30 protein-coding genes are annotated in these 23,633 nt (G+C 36.6%); 25 read left to right on the top strand and 5 right to left on the bottom strand.

What is annotated here, in order from left to right:
* Positions 1-141 precede the first annotated feature (141 nt).
* Positions 142-531, top strand: a complete 390-nt coding sequence (locus I6F44_RS16900) for a cytochrome b562 (RefSeq protein WP_197174234.1) — start codon at positions 142-144, stop codon at positions 529-531.
* An 83-nt stretch (positions 532-614) separates the two neighbouring features.
* Positions 615-1,001, top strand: a complete 387-nt coding sequence (locus I6F44_RS16905) for an OsmC family protein (protein ID WP_024591728.1) — start codon at positions 615-617, stop codon at positions 999-1,001.
* Positions 1,002-1,063: 62 nt separating this feature from the next.
* Here I6F44_RS16905 and ykgO read toward each other — a convergent pair whose 3' ends face one another.
* Entirely contained in the window at positions 1,064-1,198 is a 135-nt protein-coding gene (ykgO, locus tag I6F44_RS16910; RefSeq protein WP_121955552.1) for a type B 50S ribosomal protein L36, read from the bottom strand.
* Positions 1,195-1,461 (bottom strand): type B 50S ribosomal protein L31, encoded by a 267-nt coding sequence (locus I6F44_RS16915; RefSeq protein WP_024591730.1) that lies wholly within the window; start codon positions 1,459-1,461, stop codon positions 1,195-1,197. The genes ykgO and I6F44_RS16915 overlap by 4 nt, the downstream gene beginning before the upstream one ends.
* 241 nt (positions 1,462-1,702) lie before the next feature.
* Here I6F44_RS16915 and I6F44_RS16920 point away from each other — a divergent pair, with 241 nt between their 5' ends.
* Positions 1,703-1,972 carry a hypothetical protein gene (locus I6F44_RS16920; protein WP_007580861.1) on the top strand — a complete coding sequence of 90 codons (270 nt, stop codon included), beginning with the start codon at positions 1,703-1,705 and terminating at the stop codon, positions 1,970-1,972.
* Between the two features lie 328 nt (positions 1,973-2,300).
* Positions 2,301-3,263 (top strand): sensor domain-containing diguanylate cyclase, encoded by a 963-nt coding sequence (locus I6F44_RS16925; RefSeq protein WP_007580860.1) that lies wholly within the window; start codon positions 2,301-2,303, stop codon positions 3,261-3,263.
* Positions 3,264-3,337: 74 nt separating this feature from the next.
* On the opposite strand, the gene I6F44_RS16930 is transcribed toward I6F44_RS16925, so the two are convergent.
* Positions 3,338-4,378: a metal-dependent hydrolase gene (locus I6F44_RS16930; protein ID WP_024591731.1), complete on the bottom strand. Its 1,041-nt coding sequence runs from the start codon at positions 4,376-4,378 to the stop codon at positions 3,338-3,340.
* A 744-nt stretch (positions 4,379-5,122) separates the two neighbouring features.
* Between I6F44_RS16930 and dkgB the strand changes: the two genes are divergently transcribed.
* From dkgB to I6F44_RS16970, 7 genes are all read left to right on the top strand, one after another.
* Positions 5,123-5,938, top strand: coding sequence for a 2,5-didehydrogluconate reductase DkgB (gene dkgB, locus I6F44_RS16940; protein WP_197174235.1), 816 nt, complete (start codon positions 5,123-5,125; stop codon positions 5,936-5,938).
* A 79-nt stretch (positions 5,939-6,017) separates the two neighbouring features.
* On the top strand, positions 6,018-6,305 hold the full coding sequence (locus I6F44_RS16945; RefSeq protein WP_002958660.1) for a putative quinol monooxygenase: 288 nt from the start codon (positions 6,018-6,020) through the stop codon (positions 6,303-6,305).
* 335 nt (positions 6,306-6,640) lie between these two features.
* Positions 6,641-7,051: a hypothetical protein gene (locus I6F44_RS16950; RefSeq protein WP_197174236.1), complete on the top strand. Its 411-nt coding sequence runs from the start codon at positions 6,641-6,643 to the stop codon at positions 7,049-7,051.
* Positions 7,052-7,158: 107 nt separating this feature from the next.
* On the top strand, positions 7,159-7,449 hold the full coding sequence (locus I6F44_RS16955; protein ID WP_024599901.1) for a hypothetical protein: 291 nt from the start codon (positions 7,159-7,161) through the stop codon (positions 7,447-7,449).
* Positions 7,450-7,865: 416 nt separating this feature from the next.
* Positions 7,866-8,210, top strand: a complete 345-nt coding sequence (locus tag I6F44_RS16960; protein WP_197174237.1) for a hypothetical protein — start codon at positions 7,866-7,868, stop codon at positions 8,208-8,210.
* Between the two features lie 456 nt (positions 8,211-8,666).
* Positions 8,667-9,071, top strand: a complete 405-nt coding sequence (locus tag I6F44_RS16965; RefSeq protein WP_197174238.1) for a hypothetical protein — start codon at positions 8,667-8,669, stop codon at positions 9,069-9,071.
* A gap of 130 nt (positions 9,072-9,201) precedes the next feature.
* The gene (locus I6F44_RS16970; RefSeq protein ID WP_197174239.1) at positions 9,202-9,966 is read left to right on the top strand and encodes a 2-keto-4-pentenoate hydratase; all 765 of its coding nucleotides are present in this window, start codon (positions 9,202-9,204) and stop codon (positions 9,964-9,966) included.
* Positions 9,967-10,039: 73 nt separating this feature from the next.
* On the opposite strand, the gene I6F44_RS16975 is transcribed toward I6F44_RS16970, so the two are convergent.
* Positions 10,040-10,903, bottom strand: coding sequence for a delta-class carbonic anhydrase (locus I6F44_RS16975; protein ID WP_197174240.1), 864 nt, complete (start codon positions 10,901-10,903; stop codon positions 10,040-10,042).
* A 103-nt stretch (positions 10,904-11,006) separates the two neighbouring features.
* Positions 11,007-11,660 (bottom strand): DUF6058 family natural product biosynthesis protein, encoded by a 654-nt coding sequence (locus I6F44_RS16980; protein WP_024591738.1) that lies wholly within the window; start codon positions 11,658-11,660, stop codon positions 11,007-11,009.
* 171 nt (positions 11,661-11,831) lie between these two features.
* Between I6F44_RS16980 and dapA the strand changes: the two genes are divergently transcribed.
* The 14 genes from dapA (at position 11,832) to I6F44_RS17050 (ending at position 23,632) form a co-directional block, all read left to right on the top strand.
* On the top strand, positions 11,832-12,749 hold the full coding sequence (gene dapA / locus I6F44_RS16985; RefSeq protein ID WP_197174241.1) for a 4-hydroxy-tetrahydrodipicolinate synthase: 918 nt from the start codon (positions 11,832-11,834) through the stop codon (positions 12,747-12,749).
* 118 nt (positions 12,750-12,867) lie between these two features.
* The gene (locus I6F44_RS16990) at positions 12,868-13,581 is read left to right on the top strand and encodes a beta-ketoacyl synthase chain length factor (RefSeq protein ID WP_197174242.1); all 714 of its coding nucleotides are present in this window, start codon (positions 12,868-12,870) and stop codon (positions 13,579-13,581) included.
* Complete coding sequence (locus I6F44_RS16995; RefSeq protein WP_180961397.1) at positions 13,574-14,356, top strand: lysophospholipid acyltransferase family protein; 783 nt, start codon at positions 13,574-13,576, stop codon at positions 14,354-14,356. The genes I6F44_RS16990 and I6F44_RS16995 overlap by 8 nt, the downstream gene beginning before the upstream one ends.
* The gene (locus I6F44_RS17000) at positions 14,353-14,610 is read left to right on the top strand and encodes a phosphopantetheine-binding protein (RefSeq protein WP_007580830.1); all 258 of its coding nucleotides are present in this window, start codon (positions 14,353-14,355) and stop codon (positions 14,608-14,610) included. The genes I6F44_RS16995 and I6F44_RS17000 overlap by 4 nt, the downstream gene beginning before the upstream one ends.
* Before the next feature lie 21 nt (positions 14,611-14,631).
* Positions 14,632-14,877, top strand: a complete 246-nt coding sequence (locus I6F44_RS17005; protein ID WP_002958648.1) for an acyl carrier protein — start codon at positions 14,632-14,634, stop codon at positions 14,875-14,877.
* 4 nt (positions 14,878-14,881) lie between these two features.
* Entirely contained in the window at positions 14,882-15,448 is a 567-nt protein-coding gene (locus I6F44_RS17010) for a hypothetical protein (protein ID WP_121954585.1), read from the top strand.
* The gene (locus I6F44_RS17015) at positions 15,441-16,805 is read left to right on the top strand and encodes an AMP-binding protein (protein ID WP_197174243.1); all 1,365 of its coding nucleotides are present in this window, start codon (positions 15,441-15,443) and stop codon (positions 16,803-16,805) included. Before I6F44_RS17010 ends, I6F44_RS17015 begins: the two co-directional genes overlap by 8 nt.
* A complete protein-coding gene (locus I6F44_RS17020) occupies positions 16,789-17,154 on the top strand; it encodes an ApeI family dehydratase (RefSeq protein ID WP_121954599.1) in 366 nt (121 codons plus the stop codon). The genes I6F44_RS17015 and I6F44_RS17020 overlap by 17 nt, the downstream gene beginning before the upstream one ends.
* On the top strand, positions 17,147-17,896 hold the full coding sequence (locus I6F44_RS17025; RefSeq protein ID WP_121954587.1) for a glycosyltransferase family 2 protein: 750 nt from the start codon (positions 17,147-17,149) through the stop codon (positions 17,894-17,896). Before I6F44_RS17020 ends, I6F44_RS17025 begins: the two co-directional genes overlap by 8 nt.
* The gene (locus tag I6F44_RS17030; protein WP_101216995.1) at positions 17,886-18,854 is read left to right on the top strand and encodes an LpxL/LpxP family acyltransferase; all 969 of its coding nucleotides are present in this window, start codon (positions 17,886-17,888) and stop codon (positions 18,852-18,854) included. The genes I6F44_RS17025 and I6F44_RS17030 overlap by 11 nt, the downstream gene beginning before the upstream one ends.
* Positions 18,847-20,391 carry an HAL/PAL/TAL family ammonia-lyase gene (locus tag I6F44_RS17035; protein WP_180961396.1) on the top strand — a complete coding sequence of 515 codons (1,545 nt, stop codon included), beginning with the start codon at positions 18,847-18,849 and terminating at the stop codon, positions 20,389-20,391. Before I6F44_RS17030 ends, I6F44_RS17035 begins: the two co-directional genes overlap by 8 nt.
* The gene (locus tag I6F44_RS17040; protein WP_007580812.1) at positions 20,384-20,812 is read left to right on the top strand and encodes an acyl-CoA thioesterase; all 429 of its coding nucleotides are present in this window, start codon (positions 20,384-20,386) and stop codon (positions 20,810-20,812) included. The genes I6F44_RS17035 and I6F44_RS17040 overlap by 8 nt, the downstream gene beginning before the upstream one ends.
* A 23-nt stretch (positions 20,813-20,835) precedes the next feature.
* Positions 20,836-21,345, top strand: a complete 510-nt coding sequence (locus I6F44_RS17045; protein WP_101216993.1) for an outer membrane lipoprotein carrier protein LolA — start codon at positions 20,836-20,838, stop codon at positions 21,343-21,345.
* Positions 21,346-21,391: 46 nt separating this feature from the next.
* Positions 21,392-23,632: a transporter gene (locus I6F44_RS17050; RefSeq protein WP_197174244.1), complete on the top strand. Its 2,241-nt coding sequence runs from the start codon at positions 21,392-21,394 to the stop codon at positions 23,630-23,632.
* Position 23,633 lies beyond the last annotated feature (1 nt).

Here is a 23,633-nt window from a genome sequence, read left to right on the forward strand (position 1 = left end):
GAATATTTTTCACTATTGCGGCTTTAAAATGATTAATTTGTAAACCCCCTTTACAGCTCAAAGTGCTCATAACAGCTCGTAAAGTTACTTTGCTACGTAAACTTGATACAATTTAGGTGTTTTTAATTAATAGGTTTGACCATGAAGTATTTAGTTATTATTTTTACCTTTGCGTTTAGTTCAATGTCTTTTGCGCAGCAAGAAGTCGATCTTGAAGTAAATATGAAAAACACGGGCCTTGCATATAAACAAGCGGTGCAGGCAACTCAACTTAGTGAATTTAATACTGCGATTGATGAATTTATAAAGCTGGTTAAAGTGAGTAAAACAGGTAAGTTTTACAAAAAACATGAGCAGTCATTGCAGGGCCTTGATAAAGTGATTGCTCAAGCTGAACTTGCAAAAAAAGCAGCAAACGAGCAGGGGCTAAGTGCGGCAAAAGAACCACTGAAAAATATAGATAATTTACGTAAAAAATATCATGAGTTACACGAGCCTCCAGGGTTCTTTGAATTACTGTTCGGTGCATAAACCTAAACTATATGTATCTTTAGTAGCTACTTTTAAGCTAATTGCGTTAAAGGTATCTGCAGCAATAAATATAAGGAAACACAATGGAAATTTCAGTTTCAATGTTAGAAGGCCAAAAGCAAAGCGCTAAATTTGGCGACCTAGAAGTAATAAGCGATCAAAGCGTAAACGCTGGTGGCAATGCAGAGTATCCAGAACCGTTTGATTATTTTTTAGTAAGTATGGTTTTATGTGCAGGTTTTTATGCGCGTAAGTTTTGCGAGCAGCGTGATATTTCAACGCAAGGTATGACGCTTACTCAAAATAACGAAAATGTAGATGACAACGGTAAAAAGCTATTTTCAATTGAGATTAACTTACCAGAAGGCTTCCCTGATAAATATAAAAAGGCGCTTATTGCAGCCGTTAATACCTGTACGGTAAAAAAAGTAATTCAGGCAGTACCAGAGTTTTCAGTAGTGGTAAAATAGTCCCCCTAAATTAGGTAGCTTAAGCAAGCTACCTAATTATATGTTGAGCATCCCCGTTTAACTTATTTCTTTTTCAGTCCTTGTACTGCTTTAAAGCGTGGGTTGTTTTTACAAATTACAAATACGCGGCCTTTGCGTTTTACAATTTGACACCCCGGACGTTGCTTGGCACTTTTTAGAGAGCTTAATACTTTCATACCTTTTCCTTTTTAACAGTCGATAAACTTTTAAAACGACGATTAAACTGCGCAACGCGGCCATCTGTAGCGGTTGTTTTTTGCTTGCCTGTATAAAATGGGTGCGAGTCACTTGATACATCAATAGGTACGTATGGATATGTATTACCGTCTATTTCTATTGTGCGGCTCGTTTTTATGGTTGAGCCAATAATAAAGTAAGAATCGGCAGCGGTATCGTGAAAAGCAACCACGTGGTAATCAGGATGAATATTTGGTTTCATAATGCGCCTCAATAAATGATATGTGATAATATATCATTTAAATTTAACGTATTTATTCTCCCATTGCAAATTATTTAAATGTTCCTCAAAAAGGCCGTAATTGCTGGCTATTTGCGCAAACAAATCAAAAAATAAGCACTTGAATCAAAAATGCTGGCTATTGGCGTTTAGGCTGTTATAACTATATTTAAGAGTTAAAACGTTAACAAATACGGTTATAAAGTTATTACAGAGGTTATGTATGAGTGACGCAACACAACAACAAGAACAAATTGATCAAGGGGTGATGGAAACCCTAAGAGAGCGCGACCACAGTACCTTGGCGCAACAAGTAAATCCTTTAACCTGCAACCACAATGATATTGTAGAGTTACTAGCAAGGTATATGGCACTAAGCGAGCAAGAAGATGATGAGCTGTTTGATGATTGGTTTGATAACCTAACTAAAGAGCAACATACTGTTTTAAAAGTATTTGAAGTTTACCGTGGACAATATGAGCACCAAAATTAAAGTGTTTATTTTTGTAAGTATGCCAAATCCAGTGGTTATTTAAATAAAACTAAATAGCCACTACTACTTTTTCATTAAAGAGTAGCTATGTTGTATCAACCACTACTCCCACCTGTTTAAATCATAATTTTTTGCGGATTGAATCTTATCTTTATTTAGGCACGACTTACTGATATTTATAAATATTTATTTATTGCTATTTTTAGGTAATGTTCTAGTTTGAATAGGCAGACTGTTTATAGTTTAAATAAGTTTATCGGATTATATACTCGAAAATATTCGCTCCAGTTTCGTAATTTATAAAACATTTAAAATTAATAGAGCTTTAATGATTAAACCTGAGATTCCAAATAACGAAGCTGAGCGATTACACGCGCTTAGAGCATTAAAAATTCTAGATACGTCTCATGAAGAGCGCTTTGATCGTGTTACTCGTATTGCCAAGCGTATGTTTAATGTTTCTATTTCATTGGTTACTTTGATTGACGAAGACCGCCAGTGGTTTAAATCAAGGCAGGGGCTTGATGCGCCTGAGCTTCCTCGCGAAACCTCATTTTGTGGCCACACCATAAATCAAGACGAGTTATTAATAATCCCAGATACAGCTCAAGACGAAAGGTTTTTTGATAACCCCTTTGTTACAGGCGATCCTAAAGTACGCTTTTATGCAGGCTTTCCTTTAAAATTAAGGGAAGGAGTCATTATAGGCACTTTGTGCCTTGCCGATAATAAACCTAGACAACTCAATGATGAAGAAAAACAATTACTAAGAGATTTAGGCACGTTAGTCGAGCGAGAAATTCAATCAATTCAACTAGCCACAATTGATGAGTTAACAAGAATCTCTAATCGACGTGGCTTTTTAAACCTTGCCGAACATACGCTAAATGTATGTAGGCGAAACAAAGTATCAATGTCGTTTATTTTGTTTGATCTCAATAAGTTTAAACAAATTAATGATATTTATGGACACCACGAAGGCGATTTTGTATTAAATAAATTTGCACAAATTATGCTTAGTTCATTTCGTGATTGTGAAGTAATAGGTCGACTTGGCGGAGATGAATTTGTTGCGATGTTAAGCGATTCAGACGAGACAAAAGCAGAGTTTGTTTTACAAAGGTTTGCGGATGCAATAGAGCATGCTAATAATACCTTAAACAAGCCATACAAAATTGATTACAGTGTAGGAGTAACACACTTTAAACACGATACAGGTAAATCAGTTGAGGATATGATTCAAGATGCTGATGTTGCAATGTATCAGCAAAAAAAGCAGCAATCACTTTAGTGAACTATTTAGTTTAATTGCTGCTTGAACTTCACTTAACTTCCTCATGCTAGTATGAATCTTATAATATGCCGTTATTCGCTATTGCAGTCATTTTTTGCCGCGGGTGATGCTAAAGACACATTTGGTTGCCAAACCCTGTTCCATATTTTATGAAGATTGTTTAAGTTTGGTCTTTGACTTATTTTTTCAAAGTTACCAATGCTCACTTTTGAATCATTTTTTTGACCCACTACAAAATTAAACACATAGTTGCACTCCATGCCCATACGTAAATCAGAAAGTACAATATTGCTTTGCTGTTGGCGCACCGAATAAAACCCTTTAGTAAACCACTGCAAGCGTTTTATAGCCCATTCATCGCTAATATTATTTAACAGTGAAGGCGTTGTTTGATAAGCCGTTAATGTAATATCGCTGGGCGCGTCAAATACTGATGCATAACCTTCGTAGTATTGTCCGTCAGACATCACAACAATACGCCACAGCAAAGTGGTTAGCGGAGCAGGCGTACTAACATACGCATTGACTGGTATTTGTCTGTTGTTGAGAGCCGTTTTTACTTTGTCATCAATATTTACTTTTAAAATTAAAGCGCAAAATAAATATAGACTACTTAAAACTAAGGTCACTGCATTTATACGATAAGCCGTTGCTGCTTTTATTTTGGGTATTAGCGTACATATTACGCCAATTAATAAAGGAAGCGTGTAAGCGGGGTCAATAATAAACACACTAGAAACCGCAAAGGGGTACTCAGTAAAAGGCCAGAGTAGTTGTGTACCGTATACCGTTAGGCTGTCTAATAGGGCATGTGTAGATAAACTTAAAAATACTAGCCAAAACCAGCGCACTTTATAAATTTGCATTCCCGCGTGTACTTTTAATATTAGCCATACAATGAGCGGGCTAATTAATAAATGTATTAATAACGAATGGCTAAAGCCACGGTGATAAGTAAACGCTTCTACAGAGCCGCCATAAGGCAAAAATACATCTAAATCAGGAAGTGTGCCTAAAATGGCACCCCACAAAACGGCTTTTCGACCTATTTTATTGCCTAATACCGCATAACCTACAGCACTACCTAATGCTATCTGCGTTAAAGAATCCATTTTGATTAATACCTTTAATTACTACTTTTATTATTTATACTTTTTGATTATTAAAAAGCGTCAAAAAATCGGTTAAAACGTTTAATAAGCATATCAATATTAATATACAGAACTTATAAACTAGGCCTAGGCTTTATGAAATCTAAAAAAGCCACAATTCGCGATGATACCGCACTATTTTTTATAATACATGGCTTTGATTATTTGGAGAATAAAACACTGATTCATCATTAGTTGCGTATTTACGTGTGATTTAATAAGTCATCTACTTGGGTGAATAGCCAGTTTACGAACGCCAATTTTAAATCTTTTAAATTACTAATAGAGTTTGTCTAATCGGTTGTGTGCTCAAGTAAACCAATAATGCTGTAGTGAGAAGTTATATCAAGCGTTTTATGCAGGTATTGCTTAGCAAAATTGCCAATTAAAAAAGTAAGATGATGCAGCATAAAAGAGCTACTGCATTTATACGTAACTTACCGTCTGGCGCATGTTTTAAAGCTTAGTTGCTTCTTCTCCTGTATAAAATATTTAGCCCTTCGTTACCATAACCTACAAGATAAATTCGAGATTCAGCAAGCATAAAGTCTTAGCTGTTAACCTTGAAACTAAAATTAATGACCTCATACTTGTTATGATGTCATTAATTGTTAAGTGACAGTCAAAATGAGAAGTAAAAGGTGTATTTCGTAAAACTTCAGTGAAGTTTGTATTTCAAAACCGATTATTTTATAAGGATAAACCATGACAAAACGTGTAATAGAAATGCCAGAACTCGGTATGGGAACATTCCGCTTAGAGGGCGACACTGCCTATAACTCAGTAAAAATGGCGCTCGAAGTTGGGTTTCGCCATATTGATACCGCACAAATTTATGGCAACGAAGAGCAAGTAGGCCAAGCCATAAAAGATAGTAATATTCCGCGCAGTGAAATATTCTTAACTACCAAAGTGTGGAATAACAAATTAAATAAAAGTGACTTTATCCCAAGCGTTAAAAAGTCACTTGAAAAGCTACAAGTTGATTCGGTCGACTTACTGTTAATTCATTGGCCATCGCCTGCTAACGACGAGCCAATGAGTGAATACCTTACTGAATTACTAAAAGCTAAGCAGCTTGGTTTAACTAAACACATTGGTGTATCAAACTTCACCATTGCAAATTTAAACTTGGCTCAGCAAACGCTCGACTCGCGTGAAATATTTACCAATCAGGTTGAGGTTCACCCGTACTTAACTAATACTAAATTGCGTGCATTCTGTGCTCAGCACGATATACACGTAACGGCGTATATGCCATTTGTAGTAGGTAAAGTACTTAAAGATCAAACCATTATCGACATTGCTAAAAAGCACGATGCAAGTCCAGCACAAGTTGTTCTAGCATGGGTAAACGCTAATGGCATGACGACAATTCCATCATCAACTAAGCGTAAAAACTTAGAAGATAACTTTAACGACCACGTTAAATTAGATGATGAAGACATAGCCCGTATTGATGGTCTTGATTGCGGCGACCGCCAAGCAACACCAGAATTTGCGCCGCAGTGGGATCAGTAAACTTACCTCAAACGCAAAGTTAAACTAAATATTCTAAGGTGTAGATTATCTACACCTTAACTTTTAAAAAGGAATACACATGTTAACGGTTATAGCTGCACTGTCGTGCAAGAATATTGATGCAGATGTCATGCTTACAGCACTTGAAAACTTACAAAAGTCATCGCGCCAAGAAGTAGGGTGCTTACGTTATGAATTATCGGTAAAAAGTGATGATGAACATACAGACTATGTAGTTAGCGAACAATGGGCGTCTGATGAGCACTTTGAAGCGCATAAAAACGAGCCACACTTTAAAGCGTTTGGTACGCAAGTTACTGGGCTTTTGACCAATAGTAGTATTGATGTATATAAATCAATTGGTTAAATTCTTTTTATAGTGCCTATTATTGTATGTATTAAAATACTTAGCTAAATTACATATTGTAAAGTAAATACCCAAACAGGTGCTGTCAACTTACATCACCTTTTATTCTTACACTCCAACCTACTTAAATACTCAACTTCCCCAATATCAATGAAACCTATCAGGACTCTTTTTTGTTAATGTGTAGGCGACGAAATCAAAAGAGGTTTAAATCTTTATTAAAAGTCGTTTTGGTATAACAACCCACCCAAATAAAGAACACATTTAATTTGTTGTTTACATTAAAGTACTCTGGTGTAAATATAGAAAGATGTAATTTAAGGCATTAAGCATATATGTTCGACTTGAATAGTTTGAAAGGAAAAGTTCTTATAGCTGTTTCATCAAGTCATATTCACGAAAAAGTTCACCAGGCATGGCAAGATAAGAGTAATGAAGGTTTTTTGATTTGCTATGAAATAACCTTAGAATTTGAAGATGGCAAAACTTATTTAATTAAACCGTGTGAAGTTGACGCTATTGGTTATTACCCAAGTTTAGGATTGAGTATAGAACCTGTAGAAAGAATTGAATTATTGTACCCTTTTAATATTTCAAAACTGCCGAGCCGAATATGCGACATTGTTGAAAGCGATCATTTAGGCGAAGACGCAGTAAATCAATTTACACTAACTTTTAATGATGGAAAAAATTTTGTTATCAGACATGTTTATCCACCTATGACGATGGGAATTAGAGTAGGGTAAATCTTAGGTAGTAATTTAACTATAAGCCTGGTAGTTGTTAATAGGCTCCTTACTTCTGCATATTTTAACTAACCACTTTCTATTATGAGACGTAAGGTATACGTGACATGTTTGATGAATTCAGATATATCTTGTCAAAAATTGAAGTTAAAGAACACGTTGAATGGGGAGCATCAATTGAATTAATTGATTACGATCACAAGGATTATATTGAAGACGTATTGTGTGAAAAGTTCGGTCTTGAATATGAATTCAGTTCTAATAAAGATATTACGGGAGGATATGTTCTATACTTCTGTAAAAGTGCAACTTTTGATCAAGTCAAAAATGCAGTTGCAAAGATAAATAACTACCATGAATTACAAAGCAGAGAATTCAAGGTAGCACCGTATAAGTAATTAAGGCGAGAAGGGAGGTTAGCCGCTGGCAATTTTCGTCCTTCAGTATTCACCTATTTTACAGCTGAGTTAATTAAACTAATAATGGAGACATGGGTATGGAAATTAATAAATCTAATCAATCTATTCTTATTTTTGTAATTCCTTTATTAACTGCATATTTCGGATCAAAGTTATATTTCACTTATTTGCTTTTGAGTATCTTGTGTTTACAGATACTTTTGACATTCTAAAGCTACTCATTGATATTAGTGTATTTGGAGTGTTGTTCTATGTTAGTCCACTGGGCGTTGGTTATGTCATCAGAGCTAAAACATAAGTTTTTTTAATCATTAGCTGGTGAATTGCTAGCTGAAAAATCATAGCCAATAAAGCCTTAATAGCTTTAAGCTGTATCAATTTATATGGAAATAATAATGAAAAAATTAATCGCAATTATAGTGTTGTTAGGCTTTGTTTCATTTGCACAAGCAAATGATAGTTTTGTAGTGAACGCCAAATTTTATGATAATAAAAACCTAATTGGCTCACCTACTTTAGTTGTAAACTCAAATGAAGAGGCATCAGTTTCAGTTGATAGTTCGTATAGTTTTGCTCTTATAGTAACGCCAATTGATGATTCTACTGTTAGTTTAGCAACTGACCTGAAGCTAGGTGGAAAACACATGGCTCCCTCTTTAGTTGTTGAGCTAGGCAAAGAAGCAAGTATCAACATTGATGGTAAAGGGCTTTCGGTTTTAGTAAGCAAATCAGGTAGTTAACAATACCAGCCTGCATAAATCTTTGATCAACTTAACGAATTAAATTGCACTATAACGTCGTTAAAAATTTTTTATTTAGAACAACTAGATATAAAAATTTTTGCCTAGTTCTAGCGTAATTTTCTTAACGTTAAATAGACCCCATATATAAGCAGATTGGTATAAGTTAAAAATTAGGAATGTAATTAATGAGAAACTCAAGAAATGAGATAGTAAAATACGGAGTATCCTTCGGTACGGCCTTAGCAATTGCTATTTCATGGAGTGCTAATGAGTCTGTGTTATGGGCTATTTTGCACGGTTTTTTATCTTGGTTTTATGTTATTTGGCATGTAATTACGCGATAAGTGTTTTCGCGGGTGCACAGATTGATTATGTAGGCTGCGGTCAATGTTAATAGTCGAGCAATTACCATTTAAAACAATTAAGCTAAAAATATAAAAGGAATAATTAATAATGAAAGGCGCTGGTGGAAGCTCTGGTGGTATTGGGCATTTTTTTATTGGTTTAATTATGATGTGCGGTGGCTTTTATATGCTGCTAAACGCAATTTCGGTGATCTCTAATTTTGGACTAAGTTCTCGCATTTATAGTGTTAATGCTTTAGGTGGCTTTGGCGTTACAGGCGGCATGGTTATGATCCCATTTATTTTTGGTGTGGGTTTGATTTTTTACAATTCTAAAAATATTTTAGGCTGGGTGCTATCTCTAGGTTCGTTAACCGCACTCATATTTGGCGTTATATCGAGTGTTCGATTTAGTATGCGAACTATGACATCGTTTGATTTGATTGTTATTATAATTTTAGCGTTTGGCGGCTTAGGACTATTTTTACGATCGCTTAAATCTATTGATACTTAAATAATTACCGCGCTTTGTTTCAAATATAATTCCAATTATAGGCATTTAACATTATGTTCTAATGCCTAAATTAATAATGTAATCCTTCCTATTTACTGCTTAACCAGTAACGTATTTTAAAGAGATTTATGTGAACAACTCAATACAGCTAAAACTAATTGCTACTCACTTATTAGCACAAAGAGAAGAAAATCCAGCGTGTTCAAACTTTCCTAAAGAGTTAGTACTAGACACGACTGACGATGCAGTAGAAGTACAAAAGTTGATGATTTATTTAAATGATCAAACTGTATATGGCTGGAAGTGTATGCTGCCTTTAGATGATGGCTCAATTATATTAGCGCCTCTTTTACATGCACCTATAAAACAAGCTGAAAATTGCCCACTGTATACAACAAATAACAAAGCGCTGATAGAACCAGAAATTGCATTTATTTTACAAAGCGATTTACCAAGTAATAAAACCTATACAAATGAAGACGTAGATACTGCATTTGCCAGCGCCCATTTAGCACTTGAGCTTATTCAAAAAAGGTTTGATGAAGACACTCCAAGCACTCACATTGAAAAGCTGGCTGATGGCCTATCTAATCAAGGCGTGTATTTAGGCCCACAAATAGATAAAGCCAAAGCGTATAACGCAAATACTGTAAATATTAACGTTAAGCAAACTGAGCTGGAGTTAAACTTGGCAGGTGTGCATCCTGCAGAACTTGCGCAGCTTCCACTTTATTGGGCGGTTAATTACTTATCAGCAAAGGGAATTAATTTAAAAACTGGGCAAGTGTTTATAACAGGCTCTTATTGTGGTGTTGTTGAGCTTAATACCAATCAGCAAACATGTATTACATATGAAGATTTAGATACATTTAATGTGACATTTTTATCCCATTAAGCGTAATACTCATTTTAACGGTCATAATAAAACAACCCACTAATTAGCGGGTTGTTTTTTATTTGGCTAAATTTTAATTATTGATTTTAGAGAGTAATGCAGGATTTATTACGAGATTTCGTACGCCGTGAGCATGATCTTCATCAAAGGTGTTACTTTCACACCATTTGCCAACACTGTTTATATCAACCTTTGCTACTTTTGGTTTAACTGACCATGTTACTTGAAAAGGAGAGCCTGTCTCATTGTAACTAGGACCAGTAGTTGAACCGCTATAAACAACCGGTTTACCCGTATTTGTAGGTGTAGCAATAGCTTGATAGTAACCATTAACAGATGACACGGTGCTTATTTCAGCAAAATCAAGTGCGTTAGCATCGTTTACTAATACATATACTTGAGCTTCAACACGTAGTTGCGGATTTTTAATCGAATCACTTAAACAGCTACCCAAGGTAGGGCCTGGTTTTACAATTGCTGACGTATGAACGTTATGAACCTCAATGGTATCGCCAACTAAAAGCGCGCCGTGATCGCTTGGACAAATTTCAATTTTTGCTGGTTTACTTTCACTTTTAGTTAAAGAGCCTGAATATAAGTAGCCACTTTTAAAGCCTTTTCCATTACCATTTCCGGCATATTTACTAAACTCACCACCGGCATGTTCAGCATTTTTATGAAAGTGTATATTACATAAGTTCATATTTGATGAAGTTGGGGCATGAGAGAAAACTACGGTGTTTTCGCCTTTATAATTATCAATATTGCGTGGAGATTGTGGGCCAAAGCCTTTATTCGCAGTGTTTTTAGCAAGTGCTGCACGCTGCATTTTTATTATGTCGTCATTTGCTATTTCGTTGTTAGCTTTAGCTAGCGTATTAAAAGACAGGATAGTGATTACAGCAGAAATTACACTTATTTTTGTTTTGATTGTCATTGAGTCAGTGCCTTTAAATCATGTTTTACGTAACAATTAAGTTAACAGATCTTGTTTTTCGTAAAATAATCCTAAAATGATAAATAATCAAACTAATGCAAAACTATTTTATAGATAAATCGTATTTTAAAATAAGTGCATCTATATAGCGGGTGCGTAATGTGTGTTGTTTTTCATGATCGGCGCCATGCCCTAATGCTTTGTTTAAAAGCTTCATGGCGGGGTGCAGTAGCGCTCTTTCTTCTTGGTTTAAGCTCGCTTTACTGCGCAGTTCTGTAATGTCGTCAACTAATAGCCTGCCAATATCTACCGAGACTATTTCGTCTATTAATCCATTTTGAGTAAGCACGCCGTACTTACTGCATAAAAACTGTTGCCAAATTTGCTGCAAGTGCTCGTCTATTTCGCAGCCAAATAGCTCTTCGCTAAACGTAAATCCTTGCTGAGCGAGTTTAGTTAGGCTTGCAGTATATTGCTGTGCAAAATAATTAAAAGCATGGCTTGATGATTCTATTTTTTGTTTTAAAAGACCTTGACCCCAATTAACACAGCCGCGTGGGTAATAGTCGTCATACTCTTCGCATTCATACAAACCTGAATATGAGCTGCAGCTGAGTTGACTTTTAATACAGTAACTTGGTTTTGGGAAAACACTTCGCTCTTGCCAAGCTAAAAGTGTATCTGCATCTATATTTAATGCTTGGCACAGTTCATCGGTGTTATAAAAATGAGTTGCTAAGTAGTCAGATAAACGCATAAAGCCTCTGGTATCGTTAAAAATAAAATACTGTTCATATATACAGCTGTTCATTTTGTATTACCAAACTTAATAACACAAGAAATTTTATAATTAAATGTAGGCTTACACCTCCAAAAGTACCGGCAATTATGTTACAAATAGCGCAAGTTTTATAAATAATGATTTTTTATGCGCACCCTAGACCAAATTAAACAAGCAAGCCTTATTACAGCTATTAAAACGCCATACTTAGCAAACGGTGAAATAGACCTAGCAAAGTACGATGAACTCGTAGAAATACAAATTGCAGCAGGCGTTGACGGCATTGTAGTTGGTGGCACAACAGGCGAAGGCCAGTTAATGAACTGGGAAGAGCATTTAATGCTTATAGCGCACAGTGCAAACAAGCATGGTGACAAACTGGTTATTGTCGGTAATACCGGTAGTAACAACACCCGTGAAGCGATTAAAGCAACTAAATATGGCTTTGCCAGCGGTATGGATGCAGCACTGCAAATTAATCCATATTACGGACGTACGTCTATTGCGGGTGTTAAAGAGCACTTTAAGCGCGTACTTGATATTGGACCTGCCTTTATTTACAACGTAGCAGGGCGAACAGGTCAAGACCTAACACCTGATATTATTGAGCCACTCGCTAAACATGAATATTTTATTGGTGTAAAAGAGTGTGGCGGTAATGAACGTATTGCCCATTATGAACAACAAGGTATTGCATGTTGGTCGGGTAACGATGACGAAAGTCACGATGCGCGCCACACACATAAAGCGCACGGTGTTATTTCGGTTACTTCTAACCTTATACCTGGTTTGTTCCGTCAGTTAATGGATACGCCAAGTAGCGAGCTAAATGCGTCGTTACAACCATTGATGAACTGGTTGTTCTGTGAACCAAACCCGATTGCTATTAATACCGCATTGATGATGACTGGCGCTGTAAACCCAGTATTTAGATTACCGTATTTACCGCTTAGTGATGAGCAGCAAGCTCAAGGCGAAGTATTAATTAATGAGTTAAATAACAACGATGTTGTTGGCGGCACAGCTAAGTGTATAAAGCAGGACGATATAGCCCTCCTTTCCTAGCAATATGAGCAAGCACTGAACAAAGTGTTAGTTCAGTGCTTTTTGTTAATGATTATTTACTTCTATTGCTAAAATCGGTAAAATTCCCTCCCTTATATCTTATAAAATATGCAGAGCTGTGAAATTTGTTGTTGAAGAACTCGCTATATGGATAAAGCCCGAACAGCGACAAATAAAAGAGAGTAATTGGTTTGATTCCTCCGTATTAAATCTTAGTTGGGTGCCTGCTATGCAGCGACGCCGAATGACTTCCTTTATTAAAATGGCACTCTTTAGTGCTCATCAAGTAAGCACTCAAGGTAACTATGTTAATTTACCGAGTGTTTTTTCTTCTCGCCACGGTGATTTTCACAAAACGTCTAACTTACTTATTGATGTAGTAAATGATCAGCCACTGTCGCCCACTGGTTTTGGGTTAAGTGTGCATAATGCCGCATCGGGACTTTTTGGGATAATACAGGGTAATACAAGTGCTACAAATGCTATAGCTGCAGGAGCCGAAAGCTTTATTCATGCACTCGTAGATGGCTTTGTAAGACTTGCTGATAACGATCAGCAACACATGTTAATAGTTCATACCGACGAGACTCTCCCCGATATTTACGCTCAGTACGCCGATGAACAGCAAATAGCACACTCTATTGGTTTAATAATAAGAGCGCCGCAAAAAGGCGAACCCCATTTTAGTTTAAACAAAGTATTTAATACGGGCATGGAAAAAAGCGACTTACCAATGAGTATTCAATGCGCTAAAGCTTTGTATGAGCGAAGCAATATATTACTTGTTCATAACACGCTTGAGCACGATTGGCAGCTTACATACCATGCTTAAAAATGTACAAAGGTTATGTGGGTTGATTTGGCGGATTATTGCTACTGCATTTTGCTTTTCAGTTTTTGGGGTTGGTGGTTTAGTATTAGCCTTTATTGTTTTTCCTGCTCAGCGCCTATTTCAAAGTGACTCAGTTAAACAAAAGATTAAGGCTCGAAAAACAGTACATTACAGCTTCAAATGGTTTGTTAGTTTAATGCATGTAACGGGCGTTATTCGATTTCATGTCAACGATAAAGCAAAAATTGAAGGCTTAAAAGGGCAACTGATATTAGCAAATCATCCTTCTTTAATTGATGTTGTTGTTTTAATTTCGGTAGTAAAAAATGCAGATTGCGTAGTAAAGGCGCATTTATTTAAAAATCCTTTTATGCGCGGCGTTATTAAAAGCACCGGCTATATAAGTAATGACGATCCGCAGGAGCTATTACGAGAATGCGAGCGCAGTTTGCAAAAGGGTAATAACTTAATTGTATTTCCTGAAGGGACACGGACAGAGCCTCACAAAACATTAAAGTTTAAACGAGGCGCTGCAAATATTGCAATTAGATGTCATGCGCCCATTACTACTTTTTTAATTAAAATGAAGCCAAACACTTTAACCAAAGGCACACCTTGGTATAAAGTCGCGCCATATCAGGCGCATTTTACAATGGGGCTTGCGAGCCAGCAGTTTAATTGTGCAACGTACGACAGCGATATGCCTGCGATGCAATCACGCCAATTGACTAAAGATTTACAACATTATTTTACACAAGAGCTAAAAAATATATGAGCGAATTAAAAGAACAAATAAAACAACTGATTATCTCAAGCCTTGACCTTGAAGACATGACCACTGCTGACATACAAGATGATGACGCTTTATTTGTAGATGGCCTAGGACTAGACAGCATAGATGCATTAGAGCTTGGTCTTGCGATAAAGAAGCAATTTGATGTGAAAATAGATGCAAACTCTGATCAAACTAAAGCGCACTTTGCCTCAGTTAATTCTTTAGCAAAATTTATTGAACAAGCACGTTCTTAATATATAAAAGTAGGAAGAAAGATGAAAACCGCTGCTGAAATTTATGATGTATTACACGGCATTTTAGAAAACGAATTTGAAATAGACCCAGAAGATATTAGCTTAGAGGCTAACCTGTACCAAGATCTTGATTTAGACAGTATTGATGCAGTTGACTTAGTTGTGAAATTAAGAGAAATCACAGGTAAAAAAATTGAGCCTGATGCCTTTAAGCTTGTGCGCACAGTGCAAGACATAGTCACCGAAATAGAAAAGTTAGTTAACTAATACTATGTTAAAAGCAGTTTTAACAACGTTAATTATGATTTGCTTGGCTTGCTACCCTATTATTGTGTACGTAGGCCTTACGCGTTTTAATAGTCAGATTATTACAGTATTACTGCTATTTTTACTCGGGCTTAGACTTTGGTTAAGCAGAGCCTTGTTTGATAAAATGCCGTGGTTAAAGCCCGCTACATTTTTAGCAGCCATTACTATTTTGATTTCCAAGATAATGGATAGCGACTTAGGGCTGCGTTTGTATCCCGTAATCATTAATTTAGTTATGTTAGTTGTGTTTGCGTATTCTTTGTATAAAGGGCCTTCTATTATTGAAACCTTTGCGCGCATTACTGAGCCCTCACTTGATGAAAACGGTGTAATTTATACAAAAAAAGTAACGCTAGTGTGGTGTGTTTTTTTTGTATTAAACGGTGGTATTGCCCTGTACACCAGTATTTTTAGTAGCCTAGAAACCTGGGCTTTTTATAATGGTTTTATTGCTTACTTAGCTATGGGCACATTGTTTGCTATAGAATGGCTAGTCAGACAAAAAGTAAAAAGGAACGCCGGTGTTTAATGCTTTTCAAAGTAATGCGATAAGAACATGTTTTAATCATACTGATAATGATATTTCGGAGCGTCAGTTTGTTAGTGATATAAACGAAGTTTTAGCAAAGCTATCAACGTTAAATGCTAAATCATCGGTTGTTTTATACACCACAGACACCTACAAATTTGCCGTGTACTTATTTGCTTTGGCACTACACGGAAATACAGTGATTTTGCCGCCTAATGGGCAACCTGCAACGTTAAACTCCTTGCTTAAACAAACACCTTTTTTTATTGGTGAGTCTGAATTAGTAGCCCATTTAGAGGCTGATTTTTTAGATATAGGAACCTTAGTCAATCAACCCCACTTTGTATCTATTGAAACAATTAAATGGCCTCAAGAAGGCACAATTGTTTTTTACACGTCGGGCTCGTCGGGTAAAGCAAAGCCAATTGTAAAAACGTGGCAGGTAATAAATAAAGAATTAAGTACATTAATTAATAGCTACGCACTGATTGATAATCCTATTTTTATAGCGAGTGTTTCGCATCAGCATATATACGGCTTATTGTTTAGATTATTGTGGCCATTACGTGCAGGAAAGGTTGTAAATACAGAGCTATTGCATTACCCAGAACATATAGCTACAAAGCTCAAGTTATTTAAAAAAGTAGTGTTTGTTTCAAGCCCAGCGCAGTTAAAACGGTTATGTATTGATAATGTTTTAGTGGATGATAAGTCTCATTTACAATGGATTTTTTCATCAGGTGGACCGCTATTAAACGAAGATGCTGTATCGTTGTTTACGCAATTAAATAAACCAGTTACACAAGTTTTTGGTAGTACCGAAACCGGTGGTATTGCATATCGACAAGTTACTTCACTTGAAAAGGTTAGCCTTTGGCAGCCATTTTCGGGTATTAAAGTACGGGCTTTGGACGATCAGCGTTTAATTTTAAACTCACCGCTCGTTCGCGACAAAAATTACCCTTTAGATGATAGAGGCGAAGTACTTAAAAATGGTCAATTTAGATTATTAGGCCGATTCGACCGAATTATAAAATTAGAAGAAAAGCGATTAAGTTTAGATGAGCTAGAACAACATTTGTGTACTAGTGAGTGGGTAAGTGAAGCTAAAGTAATCGCCCTGCCTGGTGAGCGATTAATTGTAGGCGCTATTGTTGTGCTTAAGCATAAAGGGCAGATGTTTTTTAATGGTGACGGTAAGTTAGCTACAAATAATTTATTAAAAGCGCATGCATTAGCGCGCTTTGAGCGAATTTGTATCCCTAAAAAGTGGCGTTTTGTAGAGCAATTACCATACAACTCACAGGCAAAGTTAAATTTAAAAGCATTGGAGAGTCTTTTTGCAAAAGTTGACTAAAACACAGCCTGATTTACTGTCTTGTGAAAAAGCAGAGCAAAAGTATAAATTAAGCTTATTAGTTCCTCATGATTTAGATTATTTCAAAGGACATTTTACGGATGGCCCAATACTCGCAGGTGTTGTGCAATTAGACTGGGCTGTGGCTGCAATTTGTAAATATTATAATGTTCAGCAACCTGTTAAAAATGTTGAAGTATTAAAATTTCAGGTAGTGATTACCCCAGGTATAACAATCGAATTATTGCTAGAGCAAAAAGCAGAGAATAAATATACCTTTTCGTATAATTCAAACAAAGGACAGCATGCATCTGGCCGTGTTATTTTTGATAGCCTGATAAATGAATAACTTTTGTATTGTTATCCCAAATTATAATCACATTACGGTTATTGATGATGTACTGAGCAAATTATCGTCATTTAATCTTCCTATTATTATGGTTGATGACGCAAGCAACGTCGAAGCTAAAAATGTGTTTAGTAAGCTTGATGCAAAACACGCGCAGTTGAGTGTAGTTACCCACGACGATAATCAAGGCAAAGGCGGCGCGGTACAAACCGGCTTAAAGCAAGCATATAAGCTAGGTTTTTCGCATGCGATACAGGTTGATGCTGATGGTCAGCATGACTTATCTGATATTAAAAAACTAATAGCGCTTTCAAACGCTCAGCCTAAAGCGCTTATAAGCTGTTGCCCAATATATGACGATTCAGTGCCTAAACACCGTTATTTAGCACGTTATTTAACGCATGTTTGGGTATGGATTGAAACGTTAAGTTTTACAATTGTAGATTCAATGTGTGGCTTTAGAGTATATCCGCTTGAGCCAAGTACAAAGCTAATTGATGAGGTATCGCTTGGAAAACGCATGGATTTTGACCCCGAAATTTTAGTGCGTTTATATTGGCGCAATGTGCCTTTTGTATTTTTACCTAGCCAAGTAATTTACCCCGAAAATGGGCTTTCTCATTTTCAGCCATTACACGATAACGTGCGTATTTCGTGGTTGCACACTCGCTTATTTTTTGGAATGTTGATTCGCTCTCCTGTGTTAATTTGGCATAAATTAAAGAGGCGTTATGGCCGCTAAACACTGGTCTAAAATGCAAGAGCGCGGTAATTTCTTAGGTATTCAAATACTGTTATTTGCTCATAAATTACTGGGTAGAAAAGGGCTGTGGATTGTTTTGTTTCCTGTGGTTTTTTATCTTTTTTTAACAGGAAAAGTAGCGCGTGTAGCATCTAAAGCGTTTTTAGCGCAGGTTAATGTTTACCAAGGCTGCAAACAACCTGTTACGTTTAAAATGCAATTAACGCACTTTTGCAGTTTTGCAGATAGCGCATTAGATAAAATTGATGCTTGGCTTGGGCGAATAACTCAACGTGATATTAAATACACTAATGAGCATTTATTTGCTGAGCTAGATGAGCAAAATCAAGGGGCTATTTTTATAGGTTCCCACTTGGGTAATTTAGAGGTGTGCAGGGCACTTAGCCAGCACCGCAGCAGTAAAAAAATAAATGTACTGGTGTTTACCCATCACGCTGTTGAATTTAATAAAATGCTTAAAAAGATTAACCCAGATGTGTCGGTTAATTTAATACAAGTGACTGATATGGGGCCTGACTTAGCTATTTTACTAAAAGAAAAAGTAGAGCAGGGAGAAATAATCGTTATTGTTGGCGACAGAACAAGCACAACAACGGCTTCTCGGTCGGTACAGGTACCATTTTTAGGCAAAAATGCCCCATTTTCACAGGGGCCTTTTATATTAGCCGCGCTGCTTGATTGCCCTGTTTACTTTTTGTTTTGTTTAAAAGATAAAAAAAGCAAAAAGTATCAAGTGATATTTGAACATTACAGCCAATCATTAAAAATGCCTCGACGAGAGCGACAGCAGGCGCTAACACTTATTATTACTGACTATGCACAGCGTTTGAGTTATTACGCAGCTTTATATCCTTATCAGTGGTTTAATTTTTACGATTTTTGGAAAAGTGATCAGCAGGTAGTGCGCGATCAATCAATGGAGAATAAGTGTGACTGAACAAAATATACAGCTTTTTGGCAATCAGCGATTATCAATTGAAGATATTGTTCGAGTTGCCTTTAATAAAACACAAGTGCAATTAAATAGCTGTGAAAATTTTAGCGTTAAAATTAATAGCGCTTTGCGTTTTTTAGACACACTTTTAAAAGAAGATGGCGTAATTTACGGCGTTACTACTGGTTACGGTGATTCTGTAACGGTGGCTGTACCCCTTGATTTAGTTGATGAATTACCTCTGCATTTAACTCGCTTTCACGGCTGTGGACTTGGGGATGTATTTAATAAAGTGCAAGGGCGTGCAATTTTAGCGACCCGCTTAACATCACTTTCACAGGGCTACTCTGGTATTAGCTGGGAAATGCTGCACCTACTTAAAGATTACTTAAATAACGATATAGTGCCTGTGATCCCGCAAGAAGGGTCAGTAGGTGCCAGTGGCGATTTAACACCGTTATCTTACGTTGCAGGTGCGATGGTAGGCGAGCGTGATGTGTTTTACAAAGACCAAGTACGTAACAGTGCAGAAGTTATGAAAGAAGTTGGCTTAGAACCACTAACACTAAGGCCAAAAGAAGGTCTTGCCGTTATGAATGGCACAGCGGTAATGACTGCATTAGCGTGTTTAGCGTTTGATAGGGCTAATTACTTAGCTAAACTGGCGAGCCGTATTACTGCATTATCAAGCTTAGCGCTTAAAGGAAATAGCCATCATTTTGATGAGATATTATTTTCAGTTAAGCCACATCCTGGGCAGCAGCAAATTGCACGTTGGATAAGAGACGATTTAAACCATCACGATCACCCTCGTAATGCAGACAGACTTCAAGATAGGTATTCAATCCGTTGTGCACCCCATGTTATTGGTGTTCTGCAAGACAGTCTGCCGTTTTTTAGGCACATGATAGAAAACGAGCTTAATTCAGCAAACGATAACCCAATAATTGACGGCCAAGGTGAGCATGTATTACACGGCGGGCATTTTTACGGAGGCCACATTGCAATGGCAATGGATAGCATGAAAACAGCCGTTGCAAACCTTGCTGATTTAGCCGACAGACAAATCGCTTCTTTGGTTGATACTAAGTACAACAATGGGCTACCTTCAAACTTGTCTGATAGCGCACCAGAGCGCCGTTATATTAATCATGGTTTTAAAGCGGTTCAAATTGGCTGTAGTGCTTACACAGCAGAGGCATTAAAACTAACCATGCCGGCCAGCGTTTTTTCTCGCTCTACGGAGTGTCATAATCAAGATAAAGTGAGTATGGGGACTATTGCGTCTCGCGATTGTTTACGTATTTTGCAGCTAACAGAACAAGTGTTAGCAAGTACGTTATTAGCCAGTATTCAAGGTGTTAGATTGCGTATAAAACAAGGCGATCTTGAGTTTTCGACTTTAACGCAAGATATGCAAAACATGTATACCGATATAACTGATTACTTTGAAAACCTCACTGAGGATAGACCAATGGAAGCCGTGCTAAGGCAAACAATAGGGTATATTCAAACTAAACGTTGGGCGTTGTATGAATAGTAAAGGTGCATTATTAACGCATGTGGTAGAAATTGAAATTCCATTTCATGACTGCGACCCAATGAATGTTGTATGGCATGGTAATTACCCACGTTATTTAGAAGTAGCGCGCTGCGAGTTACTGCGTTTATTTGATTATGATTACCCGCAAATGCATGAATCGGGCTACGCGTGGCCAATTGTTGATATGCAAATAAAGTATGTTGCCTCAGCGGTATTTACTCAAAAAATTAAAGTAGCGGCTTACTTAAAAGAATACGAGAACCGACTACGGATTGATTACGTAATCACTGACTCGCTAACTAATAAGCGCCTTACTAAAGCCTCAACCACGCAAGTTGCGGTTGAGGTTAGCTCCAAAGAAATGCAATTTGAATCACCCGCTATTTTATTTAATAAGTTAAAAGCGGTTTTGAATTAAATTTTTATTTTATAGGCGATTAAATGAATTTTTTAAAATGTTTTACATTGAGCATAGCCATTAGCTTTTTACTGTTTTGCTCTGTAGTAAATGCAGCAGCTATTAAAGGTGAGTTTAAGCAATATAAGCAATTTAATGGATTTGCTAAGCCTTTTATTTCGTCGGGTGTTTTTTCGTTAATTGATGAAAAGCTAATTTGGCAAGTGAAAATGCCTGTTGAGAGTATGCTCATAATAGAAAACGGCAAAGTGCTTGCACAAAATGCCAATGGTGAGTTAATACCACAACCCGGTAGCGAGCAATTTGTAGGATTACTGAGTGACTTACTTAGCGTAAATATGAGTGCTCTGGAAACACGTTTTGACATTGCTAAAATGCAAGACAGTTGCACACAGTTAATACCAAAAGAAGCGATGCTACAGCAATTATTTAGTGATTTTATTTTATGTGAAACTGCTAAGCAAGTGAGCAGTATTACACTAAATGAGCACTCAGGAAATAACACAAAAATTGAGTTTACTTATTCCAAATAAAATTATGTTTTTAAATAATGCAGTGGTTAATTAAGGGAATAGTGCAGTGACAAAACGAATTACCGTTATTGTAGGGTGGTTTAGCAGTTTAATTTTACTTTTTGCTGCAGCTTTTTGGCTGTCTAAACCAACGTTTAGCGCCGATATGTTTAGCTTATTGCCAAAGTCGCACTCCCAAATTGCACATGCGGAAGATGTTTTTTTTCAGCAAAATGCTAACCGTATTATGTTCTCGTTTGCAGGAAATAATAAAAATAAAGCATTTGATGATTTCCAAAAATGGCTCGACGATAATGCAATTAAAAGCACATTTAACTTTCCGTCCGTTAACGATTTAGCGCAAACATTCTCACCTTTCAAACATGCGTTATTAAGTGATACTTACAAGCAAACATTAAGCAAAAAAACAACGTTTGAACATTATTACCTTGAGCAATTAAATCAGTTAGGCAACCCATTTGTAAGTGCTACCTTAAGCAAAGATACAAGTTTGAGCCTAGCGGCATTTATAGAAGATAACTTAAAACAAAGCCAATTGTTTACGCTTGAACAAGGTCGTTTAACTCGACGTTTAAAAGGCGTTGAATACCGTGTCATTTTGGCAAACTTAGCGCCCGAAAATTTAGGGGTTAATAAATCAATTGATTTAGCTGGCGCGATAATTAAACAGATCAATATACTTAATAAAACCTACCCTGATTTAAGCATTACTTACTCTGGTGTGCTATTTCATACGGCTGAAAATGCTAAACAAGCTAAATACGAGATGAGCCTGTTTGGTGGCATTAGCTTATTAGCCCTTATTGCTATGGTATTTTGGGTGTTTAGGCGTTTAAACAGTATTTTATTAGCAAGCTTTACCGTACTGAGTGCACTTATTGGCGGCGCTATCGCTATGGTGTTGCTGTTTAAGACTATTCATTTATTAACGCTTGTTTTTGCAGTTACCTTGATTGGTATTGCCATTGATTATGCATTTCATGGTATGACTGATTTAGCCAAAAAAGAGCATGAAAAAGGCTACAGCAAAGGGACACAATCTGCGCTTTTGCTGTCTCTTATTACGACTACGTTGGGTTATTGTTGCTTGCTAGGTGCGCCACTAACGTTATTATCTCAAGTTGGCGTGTTTGTTATTGCGGGTTTAGTGAGTGCTTGGCTATTTACAGTTTTAGTTTTGCCATTGTGGCAATCTACACTCAGGTTATCGCCTTCGAGTTTATTGATGAGTCAAAAACTCATTAAGGTTTTTTTATACTGCAATAGTTTAAAAAAACCGATACTCATTACGTTATTAGCCCTTATAAGTGCGTTATTTTTAATAAAACCCATTAGCTTTAATGATGATGTAAAGCTATTAAATGCAAGCTCCGAACATTTAATGCTAAACGAAAAAAAGCATTTGTTATTACTTGGGCAATGGGATAGCCAAATTGTTTTTATGTTTGCAGATAGCGACGAAGCGCTTTTACAAAAACAAGAGCAATTTTTAAAACGCTTAACCCAACTAAACCCTAATTTTAAACATAATAGCATTAGCCATTGGTTGCCTAGTTTACAAAAGCAGAGCGATAACCAAGCCTTGTTTGAACAGGCTAAAAATAAAGGGACTTTGGATATTGCAGAGCGCGTTACAGGGCAAGCGTTAACAAGTACAAAGGCACCGTTATTAACTTATAAAACACTCGCCACGTGTACATTTAAACCATTACTGCTTTCTCAAATGGTTGTTGAGTCAGAACAATCGATAACGTGGATGTCTATTTCGGGTATTTCATCTGATCAATTAATTAATGAAGTTGAAAAAAGTAAAGGTGTTTATATTTATAATAAACCTAAACAAATTAGTGCTTTATTAAGTGATTACCGTGAATATTTACTATTAAGCCTAGTGTTTGCGGGTTTTATTAGTTGGCTGCTTTTTAGTTGGCGATTTACGATTAAGATAGCGCTGCTGCAGGTGACCATTTTATCTGTTGTGGTGTTGAGCATGCTTTGGGTATGTAATGCGATTCAAGGTAGCTTGTCGTTATTTAATTTACTCGGTGCGTTACTTGTTATTGCCTTAGCAATTGATTACCTCGTTTTTTATCAAATAAATAAGTTAGAGCCCAAAAATGTGTTAGCGATTAGCTTATCGGCTGCGTCATCTATGTGGGTATTTGGCATGTTGAGTGCATCTGATACACCCGCTATTTTTAGCTTTGGGCTGAGTGTAATGGTAGGGATTTTAGCTATTTACTTTTTATCACCGCTGAGTGTTTTAAAGCCTCAAAAGGAACAATAAT

Origin of the sequence: Pseudoalteromonas sp. NZS11_1 (assembly GCF_015864275.1) — a bacterium.
GTDB lineage: Bacteria > Pseudomonadota > Gammaproteobacteria > Enterobacterales > Alteromonadaceae > Pseudoalteromonas > Pseudoalteromonas arctica.

Bases quoted from the DNA above. Each gene is read 5' to 3' on its own strand.
- I6F44_RS16930 (WP_024591731.1), bottom strand. From the start codon at position 4,378: ATGGATTCTTTAACGCAGATAGCATTAGGTAGTGCTGTAGGTTATGCG.
- I6F44_RS16975 (WP_197174240.1), bottom strand. From the start codon at position 10,903: ATGACAATCAAAACAAAAATAAGTGTAATTTCTGCTGTAATCACTATC.
- I6F44_RS16915 (WP_024591730.1), bottom strand. From the start codon at position 1,461: ATGAAACCAAATATTCATCCTGATTACCACGTGGTTGCTTTTCACGAT.
- I6F44_RS17010 (WP_121954585.1), top strand. From the start codon at position 14,882: ATGTTAAAAGCAGTTTTAACAACGTTAATTATGATTTGCTTGGCTTGC.
- I6F44_RS16945 (WP_002958660.1), top strand. From the start codon at position 6,018: ATGTTAACGGTTATAGCTGCACTGTCGTGCAAGAATATTGATGCAGAT.
- I6F44_RS16965 (WP_197174238.1), top strand. From the start codon at position 8,667: ATGAAAGGCGCTGGTGGAAGCTCTGGTGGTATTGGGCATTTTTTTATT.
- I6F44_RS16995 (WP_180961397.1), top strand. From the start codon at position 13,574: ATGCTTAAAAATGTACAAAGGTTATGTGGGTTGATTTGGCGGATTATT.
- I6F44_RS16925 (WP_007580860.1), top strand. From the start codon at position 2,301: ATGATTAAACCTGAGATTCCAAATAACGAAGCTGAGCGATTACACGCG.
- I6F44_RS16950 (WP_197174236.1), top strand. From the start codon at position 6,641: ATGTTCGACTTGAATAGTTTGAAAGGAAAAGTTCTTATAGCTGTTTCA.
- I6F44_RS16980 (WP_024591738.1), bottom strand. From the start codon at position 11,660: ATGCGTTTATCTGACTACTTAGCAACTCATTTTTATAACACCGATGAA.
- I6F44_RS17025 (WP_121954587.1), top strand. From the start codon at position 17,147: ATGAATAACTTTTGTATTGTTATCCCAAATTATAATCACATTACGGTT.
- I6F44_RS17045 (WP_101216993.1), top strand. From the start codon at position 20,836: ATGAATTTTTTAAAATGTTTTACATTGAGCATAGCCATTAGCTTTTTA.
- ykgO (WP_121955552.1), bottom strand. From the start codon at position 1,198: ATGAAAGTATTAAGCTCTCTAAAAAGTGCCAAGCAACGTCCGGGGTGT.
- dapA (WP_197174241.1), top strand. From the start codon at position 11,832: ATGCGCACCCTAGACCAAATTAAACAAGCAAGCCTTATTACAGCTATT.
- I6F44_RS17030 (WP_101216995.1), top strand. From the start codon at position 17,886: ATGGCCGCTAAACACTGGTCTAAAATGCAAGAGCGCGGTAATTTCTTA.
- I6F44_RS16955 (WP_024599901.1), top strand. From the start codon at position 7,159: ATGTTTGATGAATTCAGATATATCTTGTCAAAAATTGAAGTTAAAGAA.
- I6F44_RS16900 (WP_197174234.1), top strand. From the start codon at position 142: ATGAAGTATTTAGTTATTATTTTTACCTTTGCGTTTAGTTCAATGTCT.
- I6F44_RS17005 (WP_002958648.1), top strand. From the start codon at position 14,632: ATGAAAACCGCTGCTGAAATTTATGATGTATTACACGGCATTTTAGAA.
- I6F44_RS17000 (WP_007580830.1), top strand. From the start codon at position 14,353: ATGAGCGAATTAAAAGAACAAATAAAACAACTGATTATCTCAAGCCTT.
- dkgB (WP_197174235.1), top strand. From the start codon at position 5,123: ATGACAAAACGTGTAATAGAAATGCCAGAACTCGGTATGGGAACATTC.
- I6F44_RS17040 (WP_007580812.1), top strand. From the start codon at position 20,384: ATGAATAGTAAAGGTGCATTATTAACGCATGTGGTAGAAATTGAAATT.
- I6F44_RS16905 (WP_024591728.1), top strand. From the start codon at position 615: ATGGAAATTTCAGTTTCAATGTTAGAAGGCCAAAAGCAAAGCGCTAAA.
- I6F44_RS16960 (WP_197174237.1), top strand. From the start codon at position 7,866: ATGAAAAAATTAATCGCAATTATAGTGTTGTTAGGCTTTGTTTCATTT.
- I6F44_RS16920 (WP_007580861.1), top strand. From the start codon at position 1,703: ATGAGTGACGCAACACAACAACAAGAACAAATTGATCAAGGGGTGATG.